Genomic DNA, 15,870 nt, shown 5'->3' on the forward strand with positions numbered 1-15,870 from the left:
TAGCGATTGGCTTGATTTGAAGAAAACCTAGCTTAATCGCTTAATTAGTTGGGTTTCCTTCGTCAACCCAACCTACAAGCATTACACCGTGGGACTTTGGCTTAATTCATAAGACTTTATTATCACCCTAAGTACGGGAGAGCCTTATGTAACCCTTTGGCTACAGGAATTTCGATCGTTGAAGCTGGTGACAAGATTTGAACTTGCGACCGGCTGATTACAAATCAGCTGCTCTACCACTGAGCTACACCAGCAACTTCGTTTAGCATAACAAATTATATCAGCAGTAGGGAAGGGTTGACACTCCCCAGCATTTATTACCTCCTGCAAGAGGAGGCGATTGAAATCGCTGCTACACAAACTTTCGTTCGCCTGCACGGACTGGGTTATAACGGCGGTAGCGTTCCCCGGATTTGGTATCACAACCGGATTGTCAAACGTTTAGTAGTACGGGTTTTGGCAATAACCGGGCTAGAATCTGCTTGAGTACCATCACCGTCCAATCCACATCAGCTTCTGTGGTTTGTCGCCCCAAGGTCAGGCGAATGCCCCTCAATGCCTCTGATTCAGAGTAGCCCATTGCCGATAAAATCGGACTGGGATTTAGTTTGCCACTATCACAGGCAGAACCCGCACTAATGCCAATCCCAGCCAGATTAAGCTGACGCACCATCGTTTTGCCTGTTACTCCCTCCAATTGAGAGGCTGGGATATTGGTTAGGCAAAAACTAACATGATGAGGTAAGCGGTGTCGAAGCGAACCAGTGGGTTTTAAGTAAGGGATGTCGCTAAGTTGATTAAACAAGCGATCGCGTAACCGAATTAATCGAGGTGTTTCTGTTGTTAGTTCGGCTGTTGCTAATTCAGCGGCGACACCAAATCCTGCGATCGCGGGAACAGCCTGTGTCCCTGAACGCTGTTGCATTTCCTGTCCCCCACCCCACAACAGTGGCACTAATTCAACCCCAGGACGGACATACAGCGCCCCCACTCCTTGAGGTCCATAAATCTTGTGACTTGACATTGACAGCAAATCCACAGGTAACTGTCGCACATCAATGGGCAATCGTCCAGCTACTTGTACCGCATCGGTATGGAACAGTACCCCATGATCCTGAGCAATTTGACCCAATGCTTCAATGGGTTGTAGCGTCCCCACTTCACTTTGACCATAAATTACAGAAACCAATACCGTATTCGGTTGTAGGGCGTCTTCCAAGTCACGGGGATTAACTCGCCCCTCACTATCCACCGACAATCGAGTCACTTGCCATCCCCAGGTTTCCAACCAACGCACCGGTTGAGCGATCGCGGAATGTTCCACGCTAGAAATTACAATATGCTGGGGTGTCTTGTAGTTTTGAGCAATCCCCATAATGGCTAAATTATCTGCCTCTGTACCACCTGAGGTAAAAATCAACCCATCGGCTGGCGCATTAACTAAGCCAGCCACTTGCATTCTCGACTGTTCCACGACAGTGGCAGACCGTTGTCCCCACTCATGTAAGCTAGAGGGATTACCCCACTGCTGAGTCAATACCCCTTGCATCGCCGCGATCGCTTCTGGGCGGGGGGGTGTCGTGGCGCTGTAATCGAGATAGATTTGCATAGTTATAGTGTCATTTGTCTTTCGTCATTTGTCTTATGTCAGGGAATAGGGAACAGGTAAGGTAGAGTTTTGAGTTAACTTCTTCATCTCCCCCATCTCCCCCATCTCCCCCATCTCCCTCATCTTCCCCAGCTCCCTCTACTCGCCGGGTTTATCCACATTGTAGTCCTCGTGGGACAAGACAGCGTAGGGAACCAACAAACTCCCGTAGTCATGACAAATCATCCGGTAGTTACGGGTAACCGGGATACTGACAATCCAGCGATTGTGGCGTAGTCGCTTACCGCCAAACTCTCGGTAGTTCTTTTGTTCTTCCAATCCGGCAATAATCGCACGGGCTTTGACCACGACATGGGTGGGCAAATCCTTTAAATCAATGGGATCGTTGTCAAAAGTAGACTCCCATTCTTGCTTTTGTTGCTTTTTAGCTTCCCGTGCCTTGTTTTCTTGCTCACATCGGTGGCAGGTTTGACCATACCCCTTATGACCGCACGGAAATGTCTTTTTTCGTCTCGACATAGAACGGTGGTATGGGTTTAAACCCTAGACGTGACCATGTTGTCTTCTTGATAGTGATTTCCCCCATTCAGGTTGTGGAAAACGTTATTTAAGTTGTCCATTGTATTTTTATGTTAGTTCAATAGGGACAAATCCTTGAGCCTTATTTCCAACTAAATCAGAAAAACACGGATCAGCCGTTTTAGCCAAATGCCTCAGAGTCCCCTGTACCTAATACTTTCCTAGCTTCTCCGGCTTGCCTCAATCGGTCAATTTCCATTGACAGCCTACTAGGTTTGTGTCCCCATAGATGATAAAAAATAATCAAAGCAATAAATGAATCTAATCGAGATTCAATGACACAATCATACTGGCATCAAGGTATCATCTGGCTTATTGTACTAACTCTGTCCGCTTGTCAACCTCCTCCAGTTCAAGTTCACCGTCCGCCTCCCTTACCGCAAGATCCCTTTGTTCAGGTCTACTTTAACCATTCCCCCTCGACAACCTACAAGGAACCCTATCGCTTAGTGACTCGACCGGGCGATAATTTAGAGCAGATTATTACCCAAGCGATCGCGACGGCTCAATCCACGGTCGATGTTGCGGTTCAAGAGTTACGCTTGCCGCAAATTGCTCAAGCCTTGGTCAAACGACATCAAGCAGGGGTTAGGGTCAGGGTTATCGTAGAAAATACCTACAACCGCCCTTGGAGTGAAGTCTCAGCTCAAGATATCGCTAATCTTCCGCCTCGGGAACGCGATCGCGCTCGAGAGAATTTACGGTTAATTGACCGTAATAACGATGGCAAGCTGACCCCTGCTGAAATTAATCAGCGAGATGCTCTAGTTATTTTACGCAATGCTGGCGTTCCTATCCTAGACGATACTGCTGATGGCTCTCAAGGTAGCGGCTTAATGCACCATAAGTTTGTTGTTGTGGATGGATATACGGTTATAGTGACATCCGCTAACTTTACTACCAGTGATATTCATGGCGACTTTCAAGCACCGGATAGTCGGGGTAATGCCAACAATCTCCTTAAAATTGAGAGTGTGGAATTAGCCAATTCCTTTACGGAAGAATTTAACCAGATGTGGGGAGATGGACCCGGTGGTTTACCCGATAGTCGGTTTGGCGTCAAAAAGTCACAACGCCCTATACAAAAGGTTACACTCGGAGATACTACCCTGGCGGTCAAGTTTTCGCCTACGTCACCGACTCAACCCTGGAGTCAAAGCAGTAATGGTTTCATTGAGCAAATCCTGCAAAGTGCCACCCAAACCATTGAACTGGCATTATTTGTCTTTTCCGAACAGCGATTGGCAGATCAGTTACAAACTGTCCATGAACAGGGCGTCCAAGTTCAGGCGTTAATCGACCCCAGTTTTGCCTATCGCTACTACAGCGAAGGACTGGATTTATTAGGTGTGGCGCTGAGTAATCAATGTCGCTATGAAGCCCGTAATCGTCCTTGGCAAAATCCGATCGCCACAGTCGGTGTTCCCCAACTCCCATCAGGCGATCTGTTACATCATAAGTTTGGGGTGGTAGATCGGGAAATAGTGATTACCGGGTCTCATAATTGGTCAGCATCAGCCAATACTCAAAACGACGAGACGCTGTTAGTGATTGATAGTCATTTAGTCGCTGCCCATTTTGAACGTGAATTTGAACGTCTCTACACGAATGCCATACTGGGGGTTCCGGTGGCGGTGCAGCGAAGGATTCAGAACCAGCAGCAATCCTGTGACCAAATTACTCAGGCAAATGATCCGAACGCCCCAAGTTTTAGGGGGATAGTCAACCTCAACACCGCCACCCAGGATGAACTGGAAACGCTACCCGGAATCGGACCGAAACTGGCTGAGCGAATTATTACCGCGCGATCGCAAAAGCCATTCACGTCATTAGCTGACCTTGACCAGGTTTCAGGTGTCGGACCTCATCTACTCCAGCAGTTAGATGGGCGAGTGACCTGGTAATCCTACCAAATTATCAGGCTATGAAATATTTTCCTTTTTGTAGGGGCGGGTTTTACCGATAACGTTCTGTCGATGTCCGATAACTTAACTAAACCCGCCCTTGTGGGGAAGCAGAGAGATAATTTTGACCGGTGGGTATTTAATAACGCTGAACGACTCGCGCCATTTCCCGCTCATCCTGACGCCGCTTAATGGTTTCACGCTTGTCGTGCAATTTTTTACCCTTACACAGACCCAGACTCACTTTCACTAAGCCTCGCTTCAAATACATTTTTAACGGCACCAGCGTTAACCCCTGTTGTTCTACCTTGCCAACGAGTTTGCTGATTTCCTGCTTGTGCAGCAAAAGTTTACGGGTGCGAACTGGATCGTGATTGAAGTAGAGGCTGCTACTTTGGTACGGCGAGACATGTACGTTCAACAGCCAAGCCTCACCATTGCGAACCAGGGCGTACCCATCTCGCAAATTGACCCGACTCTCGCGAATGGACTTAACTTCTGTCCCTTTTAATTCGATGCCCGCTTCGTAAGTCTCTAAAATCTCATAGCGGAAGCGTGCTTGCCGATTATCGGCAACAACCTTGAACCCTTTACTTTGATCACTCATACTAATCACCTTAGCGTCTGATACTGGAAATTGTGGTGTTAAACAATCGCCCCAGAAAACCCTCAAAAGGTAAAGTTTTGTTAAAAGGTTGACAATTTCTGGAAAAACCGTAACAATAGATACAGAACAAATGAATCGTTCATCTCTCTAGACATCAGTCAGTTAGCAATTAGCCGTGAAGGATGATTAGGGAGACGGAAGTAGGGGCAACTCCCGAAGGAACGCGCCTCATCTCACTACAGTTACATTACGAGGCGAAGACCATGAAACTTACTTATCGCGGTATCCAATACGATTACAATCCCCCTAAGGTAGAAACTGTCGAATCAAAGGCTGGTGGTAAGTACCGGGGTTGGGACTGGCGATTCCGCAATTTGAAAAATCCGCCAGTGTTACAACCACGAGTCAACCTGCAATATCGCGGCGTTCGTTATCAAACACCGGGGACTGTTGCTAATAATGGTGTTGCGTCAGAAAAAGCACCCACTTTAGTTTCCAGTCAAGATAAAGCTCGTTCTCGGATGAGCAAGCAGCAACGAGTCCTCAAAAACCGTCAGCTTTCGATGTTGTACCGTTCAGCGACAGAAGTTGGATTGGCAACTCGTTAACGGCTGATGGCATTCCAACTGAATTAAAACTAGAGTAGAGATGTTGCATGCAACGTCTCTACTTTTTGCAGTTGGCTTTAAAGCTTAATCTCTAAGGGTTAATGCCAGAAACCAGCCGATAACAAATCCTAAGTCTAACGTGCAGACTAGACTCGCCTAAAATAGCGCCAGATGTACGGAAGCCCCCTACAAGCTAAGGATTCAAATAACGAGACGCCATTTGCATCGCATCAGCAATATCCACATCGCCGTCACCATCTGTATCGAGGAATGAGTTCAACACTGGATTCGAGCCTTCAGGATTTTGGTTATTTGTTCCCGTTTTGAGTAAATTCAGCACTAAGGGAACCAACATGGGTAACAGGGATTGAATGGTAGCAGCATTGAGTCCTGTCCGTTGTTCGGCTTCCTCGACTAACTGTTGGATTTGTGGTGTATTAAAGAGTAAGTTGACCGCTTGATTGTTAGCACCTGTACCACTGAATTGGTTAATAAAGGATTGTGTCTCCTGTTCTCCTTCCGCTTCTCGCTTTTGTTGCAACGCGGGACGGGCATATTTGCCAACGATAGATAAAACGGATTGAATCGTGGAGGGGTCAGCATTGGCACTTTGGCTGAGGTTTTGCACGGTACTGAGGATGCCAGCTAATTGACCCGAACTGGCTTCCTGAGAGGGGTTATTAATCGCACCGAGAATTTGGTTGAATAAACTCATCGTTTTTTGGGCTGTAAAGAGTGTCTCTAATGATAAGCATTATCCATTAAGTATAATTCGTTACTCTTGCCTCACCACACGGTAACGTGGGATCTATCACCCGTGCTGCCAGCTCTCATTGATACTCTCCGCCCATCGCTAAACTATAGTTATAGCACTACGCACTAAGGTTATACCCTCTGCCCTGGAGCCTTCTGAAACCATTATGCCCCTACCCCGCCTACTGACGCTCATTATTGGTCTCAGTATTATTCTGGGGCTAATCCTGTGGCTGATTGACTCGATTAATCGACTCTATTGGTCGTTAAATTCGCCTCTACTGGCAAATTTGCTGGTTTTATTGCTAATTGTCCTACTTATTCTGTTAATTGCCACGTTTGTTTATTACGTTTGGACATTCAGCCGCCCCCAATCCTCATCCCGCAAGCGTCGCCCGACGCCAAAAGTGCCACAGGAAAAAACGGAAGCGGCTTCTGAAACGCTAAAAGCGGTGCGACAGCAGGTGCAGAACATTCAAGATGAGGTAGCCCAGCAAGCCCTGTTGAGTCGATCGCGTGAGATTGAAGCGACGTTAGCCCGTGGAGAACTGTTGGTTGTCATCTTTGGTACGGGTTCATCGGGGAAAACCTCCCTGATTAATGTTCTCATTGGGCAGATGGTGGGTCAAGTGGGCGCACCGATGGGAACCACAGATCAGGGACAAACGTATACGCTAACGTTGAAGGGAATAGAACGGCAGATTTTGATTACCGATACACCCGGTATTTTAGAGGCGGGGGTGGTGGGTACCCAACGGGAACAACTGGCGCGACAACTTGCCACGGAAGCCGATTTATTATTGTTTGTGGTGGATAATGACTTGCGACAGTCGGAGTATGATCCGTTACGTCGTCTAGCGGATATTGGGAAGCGATCGCTGTTGGTGCTGAATAAAACCGATCTCTATACAGAAACCGACAAAGAAACGATTCTAGCCCGGTTACGCCAGCAGGTACGCGGCTTTATTGCTGCATCGGATGTAGTCGCCATTGCCGCCAATCCCCAATCGATACGATTAGACAATGGGGAAGACTTCCAACCTGACCCTGACATCATACCCTTAATCCGCCGTCTGGCGGCGGTGCTACGCGCTGAAGGGCAAGATTTGATTGCGGATAATATTTTACTCCAGTCTCAGCGTTTAGGCGAAGATGCCCGTCGTCTGATTGATCAGCAACGGCGGCGACAGGCGGAGAAAGTGGTGGAACGGTTTCAGTGGATTGGCGCTGGGGTGATTGCGGTTACGCCGTTACCTGTAGTCGATTTATTAGCAACGGCGGCGGTTAATGCCCAGATGGTGGTGGAAATTGGTAGAATTTATGGCTGTGATTTGAATATGGAACGGGGGAGAGAATTAGCGCTGTCTCTGGGAAAAACCTTAGCCAGTTTGGGAATTGTTCAAGGGGCGATGCAACTTCTATCAAGGGCGCTACAATTTCACATCGCTACCTATTTAGTTGGCAAAGCAATTCAAGGGGTAACGGCGGCGTATTTAATCCGAATTGCTGGGAAGAGTTTTATTGAATACTTCCGTCATGACCAAGACTGGGGTGATGGGGGAATGACAGAAGTGGTGGAGCAGCAATTTCAGTTAAACCGTAAGGATGAATTTATGAAAGTATTTATTCAGGACGCGATCGCACGAGTGGTTATGCCCCTGAGAGATGCTTCCAAGGTGAAAGATTTAAGAGATTCTCAACAGGACGACTGGGAACATTAAGGTCATTTGTCATTTGTCATTTCGTTTTTACACGATCACCCTCTTGCATACTGGGATTTTCGCCGACATAAGCGCCAAACTTTCCCTCAATAAGGGATCGAAAGCATTGCCCATTGCCTATGACACACCGAGCGTGTTGCCGAGCGTGTTAGGTAAGCGATGCCCTGAGCCTGTCGAAGGGTCGAGGTGTTCCCTATTCCCTCTCCTCACCACAAGACTTATTCAGCAGACCCTAATTATTCATCACTTGAACGTTCTGTGGTAACTGACTTACCGGGGCGGGAATCATTTCTCCGCGAAAGTCCAAAAGCTGAACCAAGAGAAGGTATGCCAGTGCCAGAAGTATGGAAATGGCTCCAGTAATAATTGCCACAATTTTTGAACGATTCATTGATAAATGGTGACTGGTGAGTAGAAATTGCTGATTAGGAAAAACGGGGAACAGAAAACAGGAAATAGAGAATAGGAAACATTGTGAGTGATACCATATTACGGCTAATCTAAAAGCATAAGCCGCCGCTATTCTCGTTCAATTGTTCCACTAGATGTTTTATTCTACAGCATAAGAGTTGGTCAAGTCGAAACCTTGCTGAATGCAAATTTCTATTCCACCAACGCCCGTTGTCTTATGGTTGCCCCATCCACTCGGAGGTTATGATGGCTCAGGACTACTCCGGTCAAAATCTGCAAGGTCGCTCGTTTCGAGGCAGAACTGACTTGGCAGGTGCTAATTTTAGCCACGCTGACATACGAGGCGCAGATTTTAGCAATGCTATCCTAACGGGGGCAAATTTTAGCTATTGCCAAGCTGGATTGCAGCAACACTGGGCAATGATTCTATTGCTGGTTGCTTTATTTCTATCCACGCTATCGGGTTTTGTTTCCGCCTTGGCGGGTGTGATCACCGGAGCGGCGCTGATTAGTCAGAACCTGATCGAAATCTTAGCGGGTGCGTTTATTCTAATCGCTTTGGGCGTTTTTGTCAGCCTGACGATCCGCCAAGGGCTGATTATGGCGTTAGGGGTTTGGGTTGTGGCAATTGTGGTGGCGGCAATGGTGGCAGTGCTGACAGGAGCTACAGCGGTAGCGGTAACTTTAGTCGCTGCCAGTGCTGGAGCCGTCGCGGCAGCTATTGCCATGGCAGTCGTGGCAGCCGGAGCCGCCGCTGGTGCTGTAGCCGCTGCTAGTGCTGTCGCCATCGTCGCTGCCGGAGCTGGTGTCGTCGCCGCTGCCGGTTCTGTGGTTGTGGTTACGGCTGGGGCATCCGTGGCAGCAGCAACCAGTGCCGCAACAGTGGCGGTGATTGTGGCGGTGGGTGTGGCTGGACTTTCTGCTTATGTAAGCTGGCGAGCCTTAATCGGGGATAAAAACTACGCCTTCATTCGTCGGGTTGCGGTTGCCTTTGCTGCGATTGGGGGAACAAATTTTCAGGGTGCCGATTTAACGGACGCGGATTTCACCCAAGCCCTGCTCAAAAGCACCAATTTTAGACAAGCCAAGGTGACGCGCACTTGCTGGTTTCAAGCCAAAAAACTTGAACTGTCCCGTGTGGGAACAACCTATTTGGATCACCCCAAAATTCGGCAATTAGTGGTTACGGGTGAAGGACAAGAGGAAAACTTTGACAATCTTTGCTTACCGGAAACGAATCTGCGGGGGGCTAATTTAGTCGCGGCGAGTTTCATCAATAGCGATCTTAGCCACGCCAATTTGCAGTCGGCTAACCTAAAGGGGGCGACTCTAAAAAACACCAATTTAGATAGTGCCGATCTAATTGGGGCTTGTCTGGTGGGCGCTTATATTGAAGAATGGAAGATCACAAGGAAAACCAAATTTGATCGGGTGCAGCGTCAGTATATCGTTCGACGATTGGGTCTGAAAAAACGACCGAAACGCTAACCCCTATCCAGAAACGGTTCGGGAAACTTTCCCACCTTAACCAGAGATAAACGTACAATCAAACTGGGCAATGCCATCGTGTTCTGCCGATCTTTACCAAAAGCGGCGGGAAGCCCACCTTCTTTTAGAGGGAGGGAAAACCACTTACCGCCGAGTTCAGAATCATCGTTAATTGTGGATTAGCCATGAATCCTGAATCGGAAATCCCCCTAATTTGGCGGGGGATGAGTTTAACCGGATCTAAGATAGATGTGCGTCACCAGGAGGTTCTATGAATAAAAGACGCGAGATTTTCGCCCCCCACAGCCGTTCAAGGCGTAGACAACGAAGACGACAAATCGCTCTAGTCGCTGGAGTCGGACTCGCAGGTCTAATTTGGGGAGGAACGTTGATCGGGGGAAAGTATACCAGGGGGCTGGGTCAATTGACCATCCGGCTGCCATTTGTGCAGCATAATTCCTTTAACCCAGAAAAACAGAGCGACACGGCGGTTTTGCGACTCGCGTCTTTACCAGCGAACCAGCGAAAAGCTAAACTTGAGGCGATCGCCCAAGGAAAAAATTCCATTGATAAGTCTCGGGCGCGTTATCTTTTGGCAGCGGATTTAATTGCACAAGACAAGGGCAAGGAGGCGCTGCCTTGGTTAGAGGGATTGGAGTTGGACTATCCTGTCCTCGGTGGCTATATCGCAGTTAAACGCGCCCAAGCTTACGAACAGATTGGTGAAAAAACCAAAGCCCTAACGGAATGGCAAAACCTGCTGCAACGTTACGCGGATCAGCCAGTTGCGGCTTATGCGCTTCATGCTCTTTTCTCCCAGGAGTCTCAGTATCAGGAAGAGGAGATCAACTCATTGTCCGCCAATCCGAGTTGGCAAGAGAAAATTCAGCAGATGTATGAACCGCCTGTTGACGATCCCAAATACTGGGAGAAAGCCGTCGCTAACTATCCATCTCATCCGTTGATTCTGGAGTTAGCCGGAGAACGCCTCCAAGAGAATCCCGATCAGCCTGAGTTGATGCTGCTGTTGGCTCGATATGCCTTTGATACCCCAGAGGTTACTCCAGATGTGACACCGATCTTAGACCAATTGGTGGGAAACTATGGTAGGGTAGTTGACTCCGATAATCAACCTCTAATTAAACCAGAGGATTGGCAAATGATCGCGGTGGGTTACTGGCGAGATCGGAAATATGGTCAAGCCAGCGCCGCTTATGCCAAAGCTCCCGAAACATCCAATAATGCCTATTTAGTGGCAAGAGCCCTGAAATTTGCCCAGCAGTACGCGGACGCTAAACGGGCATACAAACAGATGGTGAGTGATTTTCCCGACGCCGAGGAAACACCCGCCGCCCTGGTTGAACTGGCGCAACTGCAACCGGATATTGAGGCAGTTCCCTATCTAGACGAAGTTGTTGAACGCTTCCCGGAACGCGCCGGGGAAGCCCTTTTGGTCAAAGCGGAAACCTTGGAACGCCTAGGGAGTTATCAAGCCGCCGAGGAAGCCCGAAAACAATTGATTGATGAGTATGGCGAGTCTGACGCCGCCGCCGCCTACCGTTGGCAAGTGGCGCGATCGCACGCTGAATCCGGCAATGTCGAGGCAGCATGGGAATGGGCAAAACCGATTACCACCGAAAATCCCCATCGTTTCCTGGCACGTCAGGCGGGATTTTGGGTAGGCAAATGGGCAAGGGAATTGGGACACCGACAGGATGCCCAAGCCGCATTTGAGCAGGTGATTACCAACCACCCCCAGTCTTACTATGCGTGGCGCTCTGCCGTGCAGCTGGGTTGGGATGTGGGCGACTTTAAAACCGTTCGTCAACTTGATCCGAAACTGGTTCTGCCGAAAACCCGACCCCTGTTACCTATGGGTTCAGCCGCCCTCAAAGAACTTTATTTACTGGGTCAAGACGAAGATGCTTGGATACTTTGGAAAGCCGAATTCCAAAATCGCCTCGAACCCACCGTCGCTGAACAGTTTACCGATGGCTTGGTGCAGTTGGCAATCGGAGATTACTTGAGCGGCATTTCTACCATTGCCAGCTTAGAAAATCGGGAGACCCCCAAAGAACAAGCGCAGTACCAAGACTTACGGGAAAAATTCACCTACTGGCAAGCGCTCTATCCCTTTCCTTTCTCAGACAAGATCGCCACCTATTCCCAAAAGCGTGAACTCAATCCTCTATTGGTAACTGCTCTGATTCGCCAAGAATCTCGCTTTGAACCCGATATTCGGTCGGGCGCTGGTGCTGTCGGTTTAATGCAAATGATGCCCAGTACGGGGGAGTGGGCAGCAGAAAATATTGATATGGAGAATTATTCTCTAGAAAATCCAGACGATAACATCAAACTGGGAACCTGGTTTCTGCGAGAAGTTCACCAGTCTTATAACGACAACTCCTTACTCGCGATCGCCAGTTACAACGCGGGTCAAGGGAATTTGTCAAAATGGCTGCAACAAGACAGTGCTGGTGATCCAGATGAGTTTGTTGAATCCATTCCCTTTGATGAAACCAGAGATTATGTGAAGCAGGTGTTTGGTAACTATTGGAATTATTTACGACTGTATGATCCTAAAGTTGCCCAGCAAGTTGCCCAACATTCTCAAAGTCAGTCCACGGCAATGCGTCGATAAGGGCGCGGGAGAGAGATGGGGGAGATGGGGAAGCTGGGGAAGTTGGGGAAGTTGGGGAAGAAAACATTCAATTCATGCTTACGCCCTGTACCAGAAACAGCAATATCCTGATACAGTTGTAACGATAGAACTGTCAATTATGAAATTCAATTAACAGGGAATGGATTCAACTGCTGATTTGCCAGGGGCATTGACTACCCTTGACCAGAGTCCAGTTGTCGCGACTTCTGAGCTAAGGAAAGTCTATCGCACTGGCTTTTGGCTGAATCAAAAAATTGAATCACTGACAAATTGCTCTCTTTCCGTTGCTCCGGGAGAGACATTTGGCTTGCTGGGTCCGAATGGAGCAGGTAAAACGACGCTGTTGAAAATTTTACTGGGGATTGTCCGTCCTACCTCTGGACGGGGTTGGCTGATGGGAAAACCCATTGGCGATCGCGGAGTAAAGCAGCGAATTGGGTATTTGCCAGAAAATCCCTATTTCTATGACTATCTGACAGGTTGGGAATTCTTGCAACTGACCGCTGGGTTGTTTCAAATCCCTAAAAGTCGTCAACGCCAACGCATTCCTCAATTGCTGGAATTAGTTGGATTATCGAAGTCGGCAGCAAAAAAGAAGCAGTTGCGACAGTATTCTAAGGGGATGCTTCAGCGCATCGGTATGGCACAAGCCCTGATTAATGACCCCGATGTCGTGTTTCTGGATGAGCCGATGTCGGGACTCGATCCCATGGGACGCTATCAGATCCGGGAAATTATTCTCTCACTCAAGGAGCAAGGGAAAACCATTTTTTTCAATAGCCATGTTTTATCGGATGTGGAGAAGATATGCGATCGCATTGCAATTCTGGCACAGGGAGAGTTAATTTGTGTTGGCACACTGGATGAACTGTTGGGTGTAGCAACTCATTACCAAGTTCGTGGGAAAGGCGGTAACATCGACATTCTCCAGCGCTGGGTAAAGGAACTGGCATTCGAGGAAGATAGCTGGTACGGTGAACTCAAAGGCGAACCCCAAGAATTTATAGCCAGTCTGCGCCTGATGGGAGCGCAATTAATCGAGATTACCCTAGCCCGTTCCTCGTTAGAGGAATTTTTCATGCAGCAGTTACAGCAGCGGGGGATTGAATCGAGCCATTAGTAGGGGGAGCTGTGTAGAGACGTGCCATGGCACGTCTGGGAGCAGGGGGAGCTGGGGAAGCCAAGGACGAATGACATAAGACATAAGACGAATGACGAATGACCACTAGACAGTGATCTCAGATTTGTTTTAAACTCATAAATTATTTGCTCATTTAAAGATCTACCATAGGTCTGGTGAACCTATTGTCAGGATATACAAAACTCTTAGAAAAACCGTTAATCATTTAGTGAGGGTATCTGGTGCGTTACCAAAGTATCTCTAAAAAAGAAGTCAAACAAAAAACCGTTACCCGTCGCACGGGTGCTTACGCCCTGATGGATAGTCTGAAGCGTCATGGAGTTAACCATATTTTTGGCTATCCCGGTGGTGCAATCCTGCCGATCTATGATGAACTGTATCAGTGGGAAGAACGCGGAGAAATACAGCATTTCTTGGTTCGCCATGAACAGGGTGCAGCTCATGCGGCGGATGGATATGCCCGGGCGACAGGGAAAGTGGGTGTCTGTTTTGCGACATCGGGTCCTGGGGCGACAAACTTAGTGACCGGGATTGCTACCGCCCACATGGATTCGATTCCCTTGGTGGTGGTTACCGGACAGGTGACACGGGCGGCGATTGGTTCGGATGCGTTCCAAGAAACGGATATTTTTGGCATTACCCTGCCGATTGTCAAACATTCTTATGTGGTGCGTGACCCCCGTGATATGGCGTGGATTGTGGCTGAAGCATTCCACATTGCCAATACTGGTCGTCCGGGTCCAGTGTTAATTGATATTCCCAAGGATGTGGGACTAGAAGAATTTGACTACACCCCTGTCGATCCGGGTATGGTTAAGCTGACGGGGTATCGTCCTACGGTTAAGGGAAATCCCCGGCAAATTAATCAGGCGTTGCATCTGATCCATCAGTCGCAGCAACCGTTACTGTATGTCGGCGGCGGTGCGATTACAGCGAATGCCCATAAGCAAGTTAAGCAATTGGCAGAAACGTTCCAAATTCCAGTTACGACAACGCTGATGGGGAAAGGGGCGTTTGATGAATCTCATCCGTTGTCGGTGGGAATGTTGGGAATGCATGGCACGGCTTATGCTAATTTTGCCGTGAGTGAATGTGATTTACTGATTGCTGTAGGTGCGCGGTTTGACGATCGCGTTACTGGGAAGCTGGATCAGTTTGCTTGCCATGCTAAGGTGATTCATATCGATATTGACCCGGCGGAAGTGGGCAAAAACCGCGCCCCCCAAGTGCCAATTGTTGGTGATGTGCAGCAGGTGCTGGCTAAGTTATTACGGCGCTATGAGGAACAGGACATTCTGGCTGATCCGAACCAAACTCAGGTATGGCTGAAGCGGATTCAGCGTTGGCGTCAAGAGTATCCCTTAGAAGCGCCGCAGTATCCCGATACGATTTCGCCGCAAGAGGTGATTGTGGAGTTGGATCGGCAAGCTCCAGATGCTTACTACACCACGGATGTGGGTCAGCATCAGATGTGGGCAGCGCAATTTCTGAAGACGGGACCGCGCCGTTGGATTTCCAGTGCTGGTTTAGGCACAATGGGGTACGGAGTTCCTGCGGCTATGGGTGTTAAGGTTGCTCTCCCGGATCAGCAAGTGGTTTGTGTGGCGGGTGATGCTTCGGTACAAATGAATATTCAGGAGCTAGGGACATTAGCACAGTATGGCATTAGTGTCAAGACTGTGATTATTAACAATGGCTGGCAAGGAATGGTGCGCCAGTGGCAAGAGGCGTTTTTTGGACAGCGGTATTCGTCCTCGAATATGGAAATAGGAATGCCGGATTTTGTGATTCTGTGCCAAGCTTATGGGGTTAAGGGCATGGTGGTGAAGCATCGGGACGAACTTCAGGATGCGATCGCGCAAATGTTGGCTTATGATGGTCCGGTGTTGTTGGATGTCCGCGTCACCAAGAATGAGAATTGTTATCCGATGGTTGCACCGGGTAAGAGTAATGCCCAAATGATCGGATTGCCAGAACGCCGTCAGCAAGAACAGGTGGCGGAGGTGGTTGATTGCAGTAACTGTGGGACTCAGAATCCAACCACAAATCATTTCTGTCCAGTTTGTGGAACGAAACTGTAATCAGTTACTGGGAAATTGGATAGTCAAAAGTCCCTTGCACTTGTGGGGGACTTTTATGAATAATCAAGTAATCTGATAGCTATAGGAATGCCTCCCAAGGTGACTTAGAAGGCGGTGTCGTTCATTACCGAAAAATAGGGTCTAAAGCCTCCCCCTTTTAGGGGTACTTTTAAGATAAATACGCTACCGTATTAGTATGAATTGCCGATATCAATTCAGAATCTATCCCACCCCTGGTCAGCGTCAATCATTGGCGCGGCTATTTGGGTGCGTGCGGGTAGTCTGGAATGATGCTCTTTTCTTGTG

13 protein-coding genes, 1 tRNA gene and 1 riboswitch are annotated in these 15,870 nt (G+C 48.4%); of the genes, 8 read left to right on the plus strand and 6 right to left on the minus strand.

Going from position 1 to position 15,870, the window contains the following annotated elements:
• Nucleotides 1–182 precede the first annotated feature (182 nt).
• The 3 genes from RH949_RS03580 to RH949_RS03590 all read right to left on the minus strand — a co-directional run bounded on the left by RH949_RS03580 (nt 183) and on the right by RH949_RS03590 (nt 2,128).
• Nucleotides 183–254: transfer RNA gene (locus RH949_RS03580), tRNA-Thr, on the minus strand.
• Nucleotides 255–433: 179 nt separating this feature from the next.
• On the minus strand, nt 434–1,609 hold the full coding sequence (locus RH949_RS03585; protein ID WP_006101098.1) for a cysteine desulfurase family protein: 1,176 nt from the start codon (nt 1,607–1,609) through the stop codon (nt 434–436).
• 138 nt (nt 1,610–1,747) lie between these two features.
• On the minus strand, nt 1,748–2,128 hold the full coding sequence (locus tag RH949_RS03590; RefSeq protein ID WP_006101069.1) for a DUF7682 family zinc-binding protein: 381 nt from the start codon (nt 2,126–2,128) through the stop codon (nt 1,748–1,750).
• A 335-nt stretch (nt 2,129–2,463) separates the two neighbouring features.
• On the opposite strand from RH949_RS03590, the gene RH949_RS03595 reads away from it, so the two are divergent.
• Nucleotides 2,464–4,092 (plus strand): phospholipase D-like domain-containing protein, encoded by a 1,629-nt coding sequence (locus tag RH949_RS03595; RefSeq protein ID WP_446351947.1) that lies wholly within the window; start codon nt 2,464–2,466, stop codon nt 4,090–4,092.
• A 139-nt stretch (nt 4,093–4,231) separates the two neighbouring features.
• Here RH949_RS03595 and smpB read toward each other — a convergent pair whose 3' ends face one another.
• A complete protein-coding gene (gene smpB / locus RH949_RS03600) occupies nt 4,232–4,699 on the minus strand; it encodes an SsrA-binding protein SmpB (RefSeq protein WP_006101234.1) in 468 nt (155 codons plus the stop codon).
• A gap of 134 nt (nt 4,700–4,833) precedes the next feature.
• Nucleotides 4,834–4,927: riboswitch (Glutamine riboswitch) on the plus strand.
• Nucleotides 4,928–4,962: 35 nt separating this feature from the next.
• Between smpB and RH949_RS03605 the strand changes: the two genes are divergently transcribed.
• Entirely contained in the window at nt 4,963–5,307 is a 345-nt protein-coding gene (locus RH949_RS03605) for a DUF4278 domain-containing protein (protein ID WP_006101291.1), read from the plus strand.
• Nucleotides 5,308–5,500: 193 nt separating this feature from the next.
• On the opposite strand, the gene RH949_RS03610 is transcribed toward RH949_RS03605, so the two are convergent.
• Nucleotides 5,501–6,022, minus strand: coding sequence for a DUF937 domain-containing protein (locus tag RH949_RS03610; RefSeq protein WP_006101236.1), 522 nt, complete (start codon nt 6,020–6,022; stop codon nt 5,501–5,503).
• 205 nt (nt 6,023–6,227) lie between these two features.
• Here RH949_RS03610 and RH949_RS03615 point away from each other — a divergent pair, with 205 nt between their 5' ends.
• Nucleotides 6,228–7,781 carry a YcjF family protein gene (locus RH949_RS03615; RefSeq protein WP_446351948.1) on the plus strand — a complete coding sequence of 518 codons (1,554 nt, stop codon included), beginning with the start codon at nt 6,228–6,230 and terminating at the stop codon, nt 7,779–7,781.
• Nucleotides 7,782–8,013: 232 nt separating this feature from the next.
• Here the strand turns inward: RH949_RS03615 and RH949_RS03620 are convergent, their stop codons facing one another.
• Complete coding sequence (locus RH949_RS03620; RefSeq protein ID WP_006101148.1) at nt 8,014–8,172, minus strand: hypothetical protein; 159 nt, start codon at nt 8,170–8,172, stop codon at nt 8,014–8,016.
• Between the two features lie 266 nt (nt 8,173–8,438).
• Here RH949_RS03620 and RH949_RS03625 point away from each other — a divergent pair, with 266 nt between their 5' ends.
• The 5 genes from RH949_RS03625 to RH949_RS03645 all read left to right on the plus strand — a co-directional run.
• On the plus strand, nt 8,439–9,680 hold the full coding sequence (locus RH949_RS03625; protein WP_446351949.1) for a pentapeptide repeat-containing protein: 1,242 nt from the start codon (nt 8,439–8,441) through the stop codon (nt 9,678–9,680).
• 271 nt (nt 9,681–9,951) lie between these two features.
• Nucleotides 9,952–12,321: a transglycosylase SLT domain-containing protein gene (locus tag RH949_RS03630; RefSeq protein WP_446351950.1), complete on the plus strand. Its 2,370-nt coding sequence runs from the start codon at nt 9,952–9,954 to the stop codon at nt 12,319–12,321.
• Nucleotides 12,322–12,481: 160 nt separating this feature from the next.
• The gene (locus RH949_RS03635; RefSeq protein ID WP_446351951.1) at nt 12,482–13,462 is read left to right on the plus strand and encodes an ABC transporter ATP-binding protein; all 981 of its coding nucleotides are present in this window, start codon (nt 12,482–12,484) and stop codon (nt 13,460–13,462) included.
• A 242-nt stretch (nt 13,463–13,704) separates the two neighbouring features.
• Complete coding sequence (gene ilvB / locus RH949_RS03640; RefSeq protein WP_446351952.1) at nt 13,705–15,564, plus strand: biosynthetic-type acetolactate synthase large subunit; 1,860 nt, start codon at nt 13,705–13,707, stop codon at nt 15,562–15,564.
• Nucleotides 15,565–15,760: 196 nt separating this feature from the next.
• Nucleotides 15,761–15,870, plus strand: a 110-nt coding sequence (locus RH949_RS03645; protein WP_446351953.1) for a helix-turn-helix domain-containing protein, incomplete at its 3' end; no start/stop codon positions are given.

This window comes from Coleofasciculus sp. A1-SPW-01, from assembly GCF_040217205.1.
GTDB classification, from domain to species: domain Bacteria; phylum Cyanobacteriota; class Cyanobacteriia; order Cyanobacteriales; family Coleofasciculaceae; genus Coleofasciculus; species Coleofasciculus chthonoplastes_A.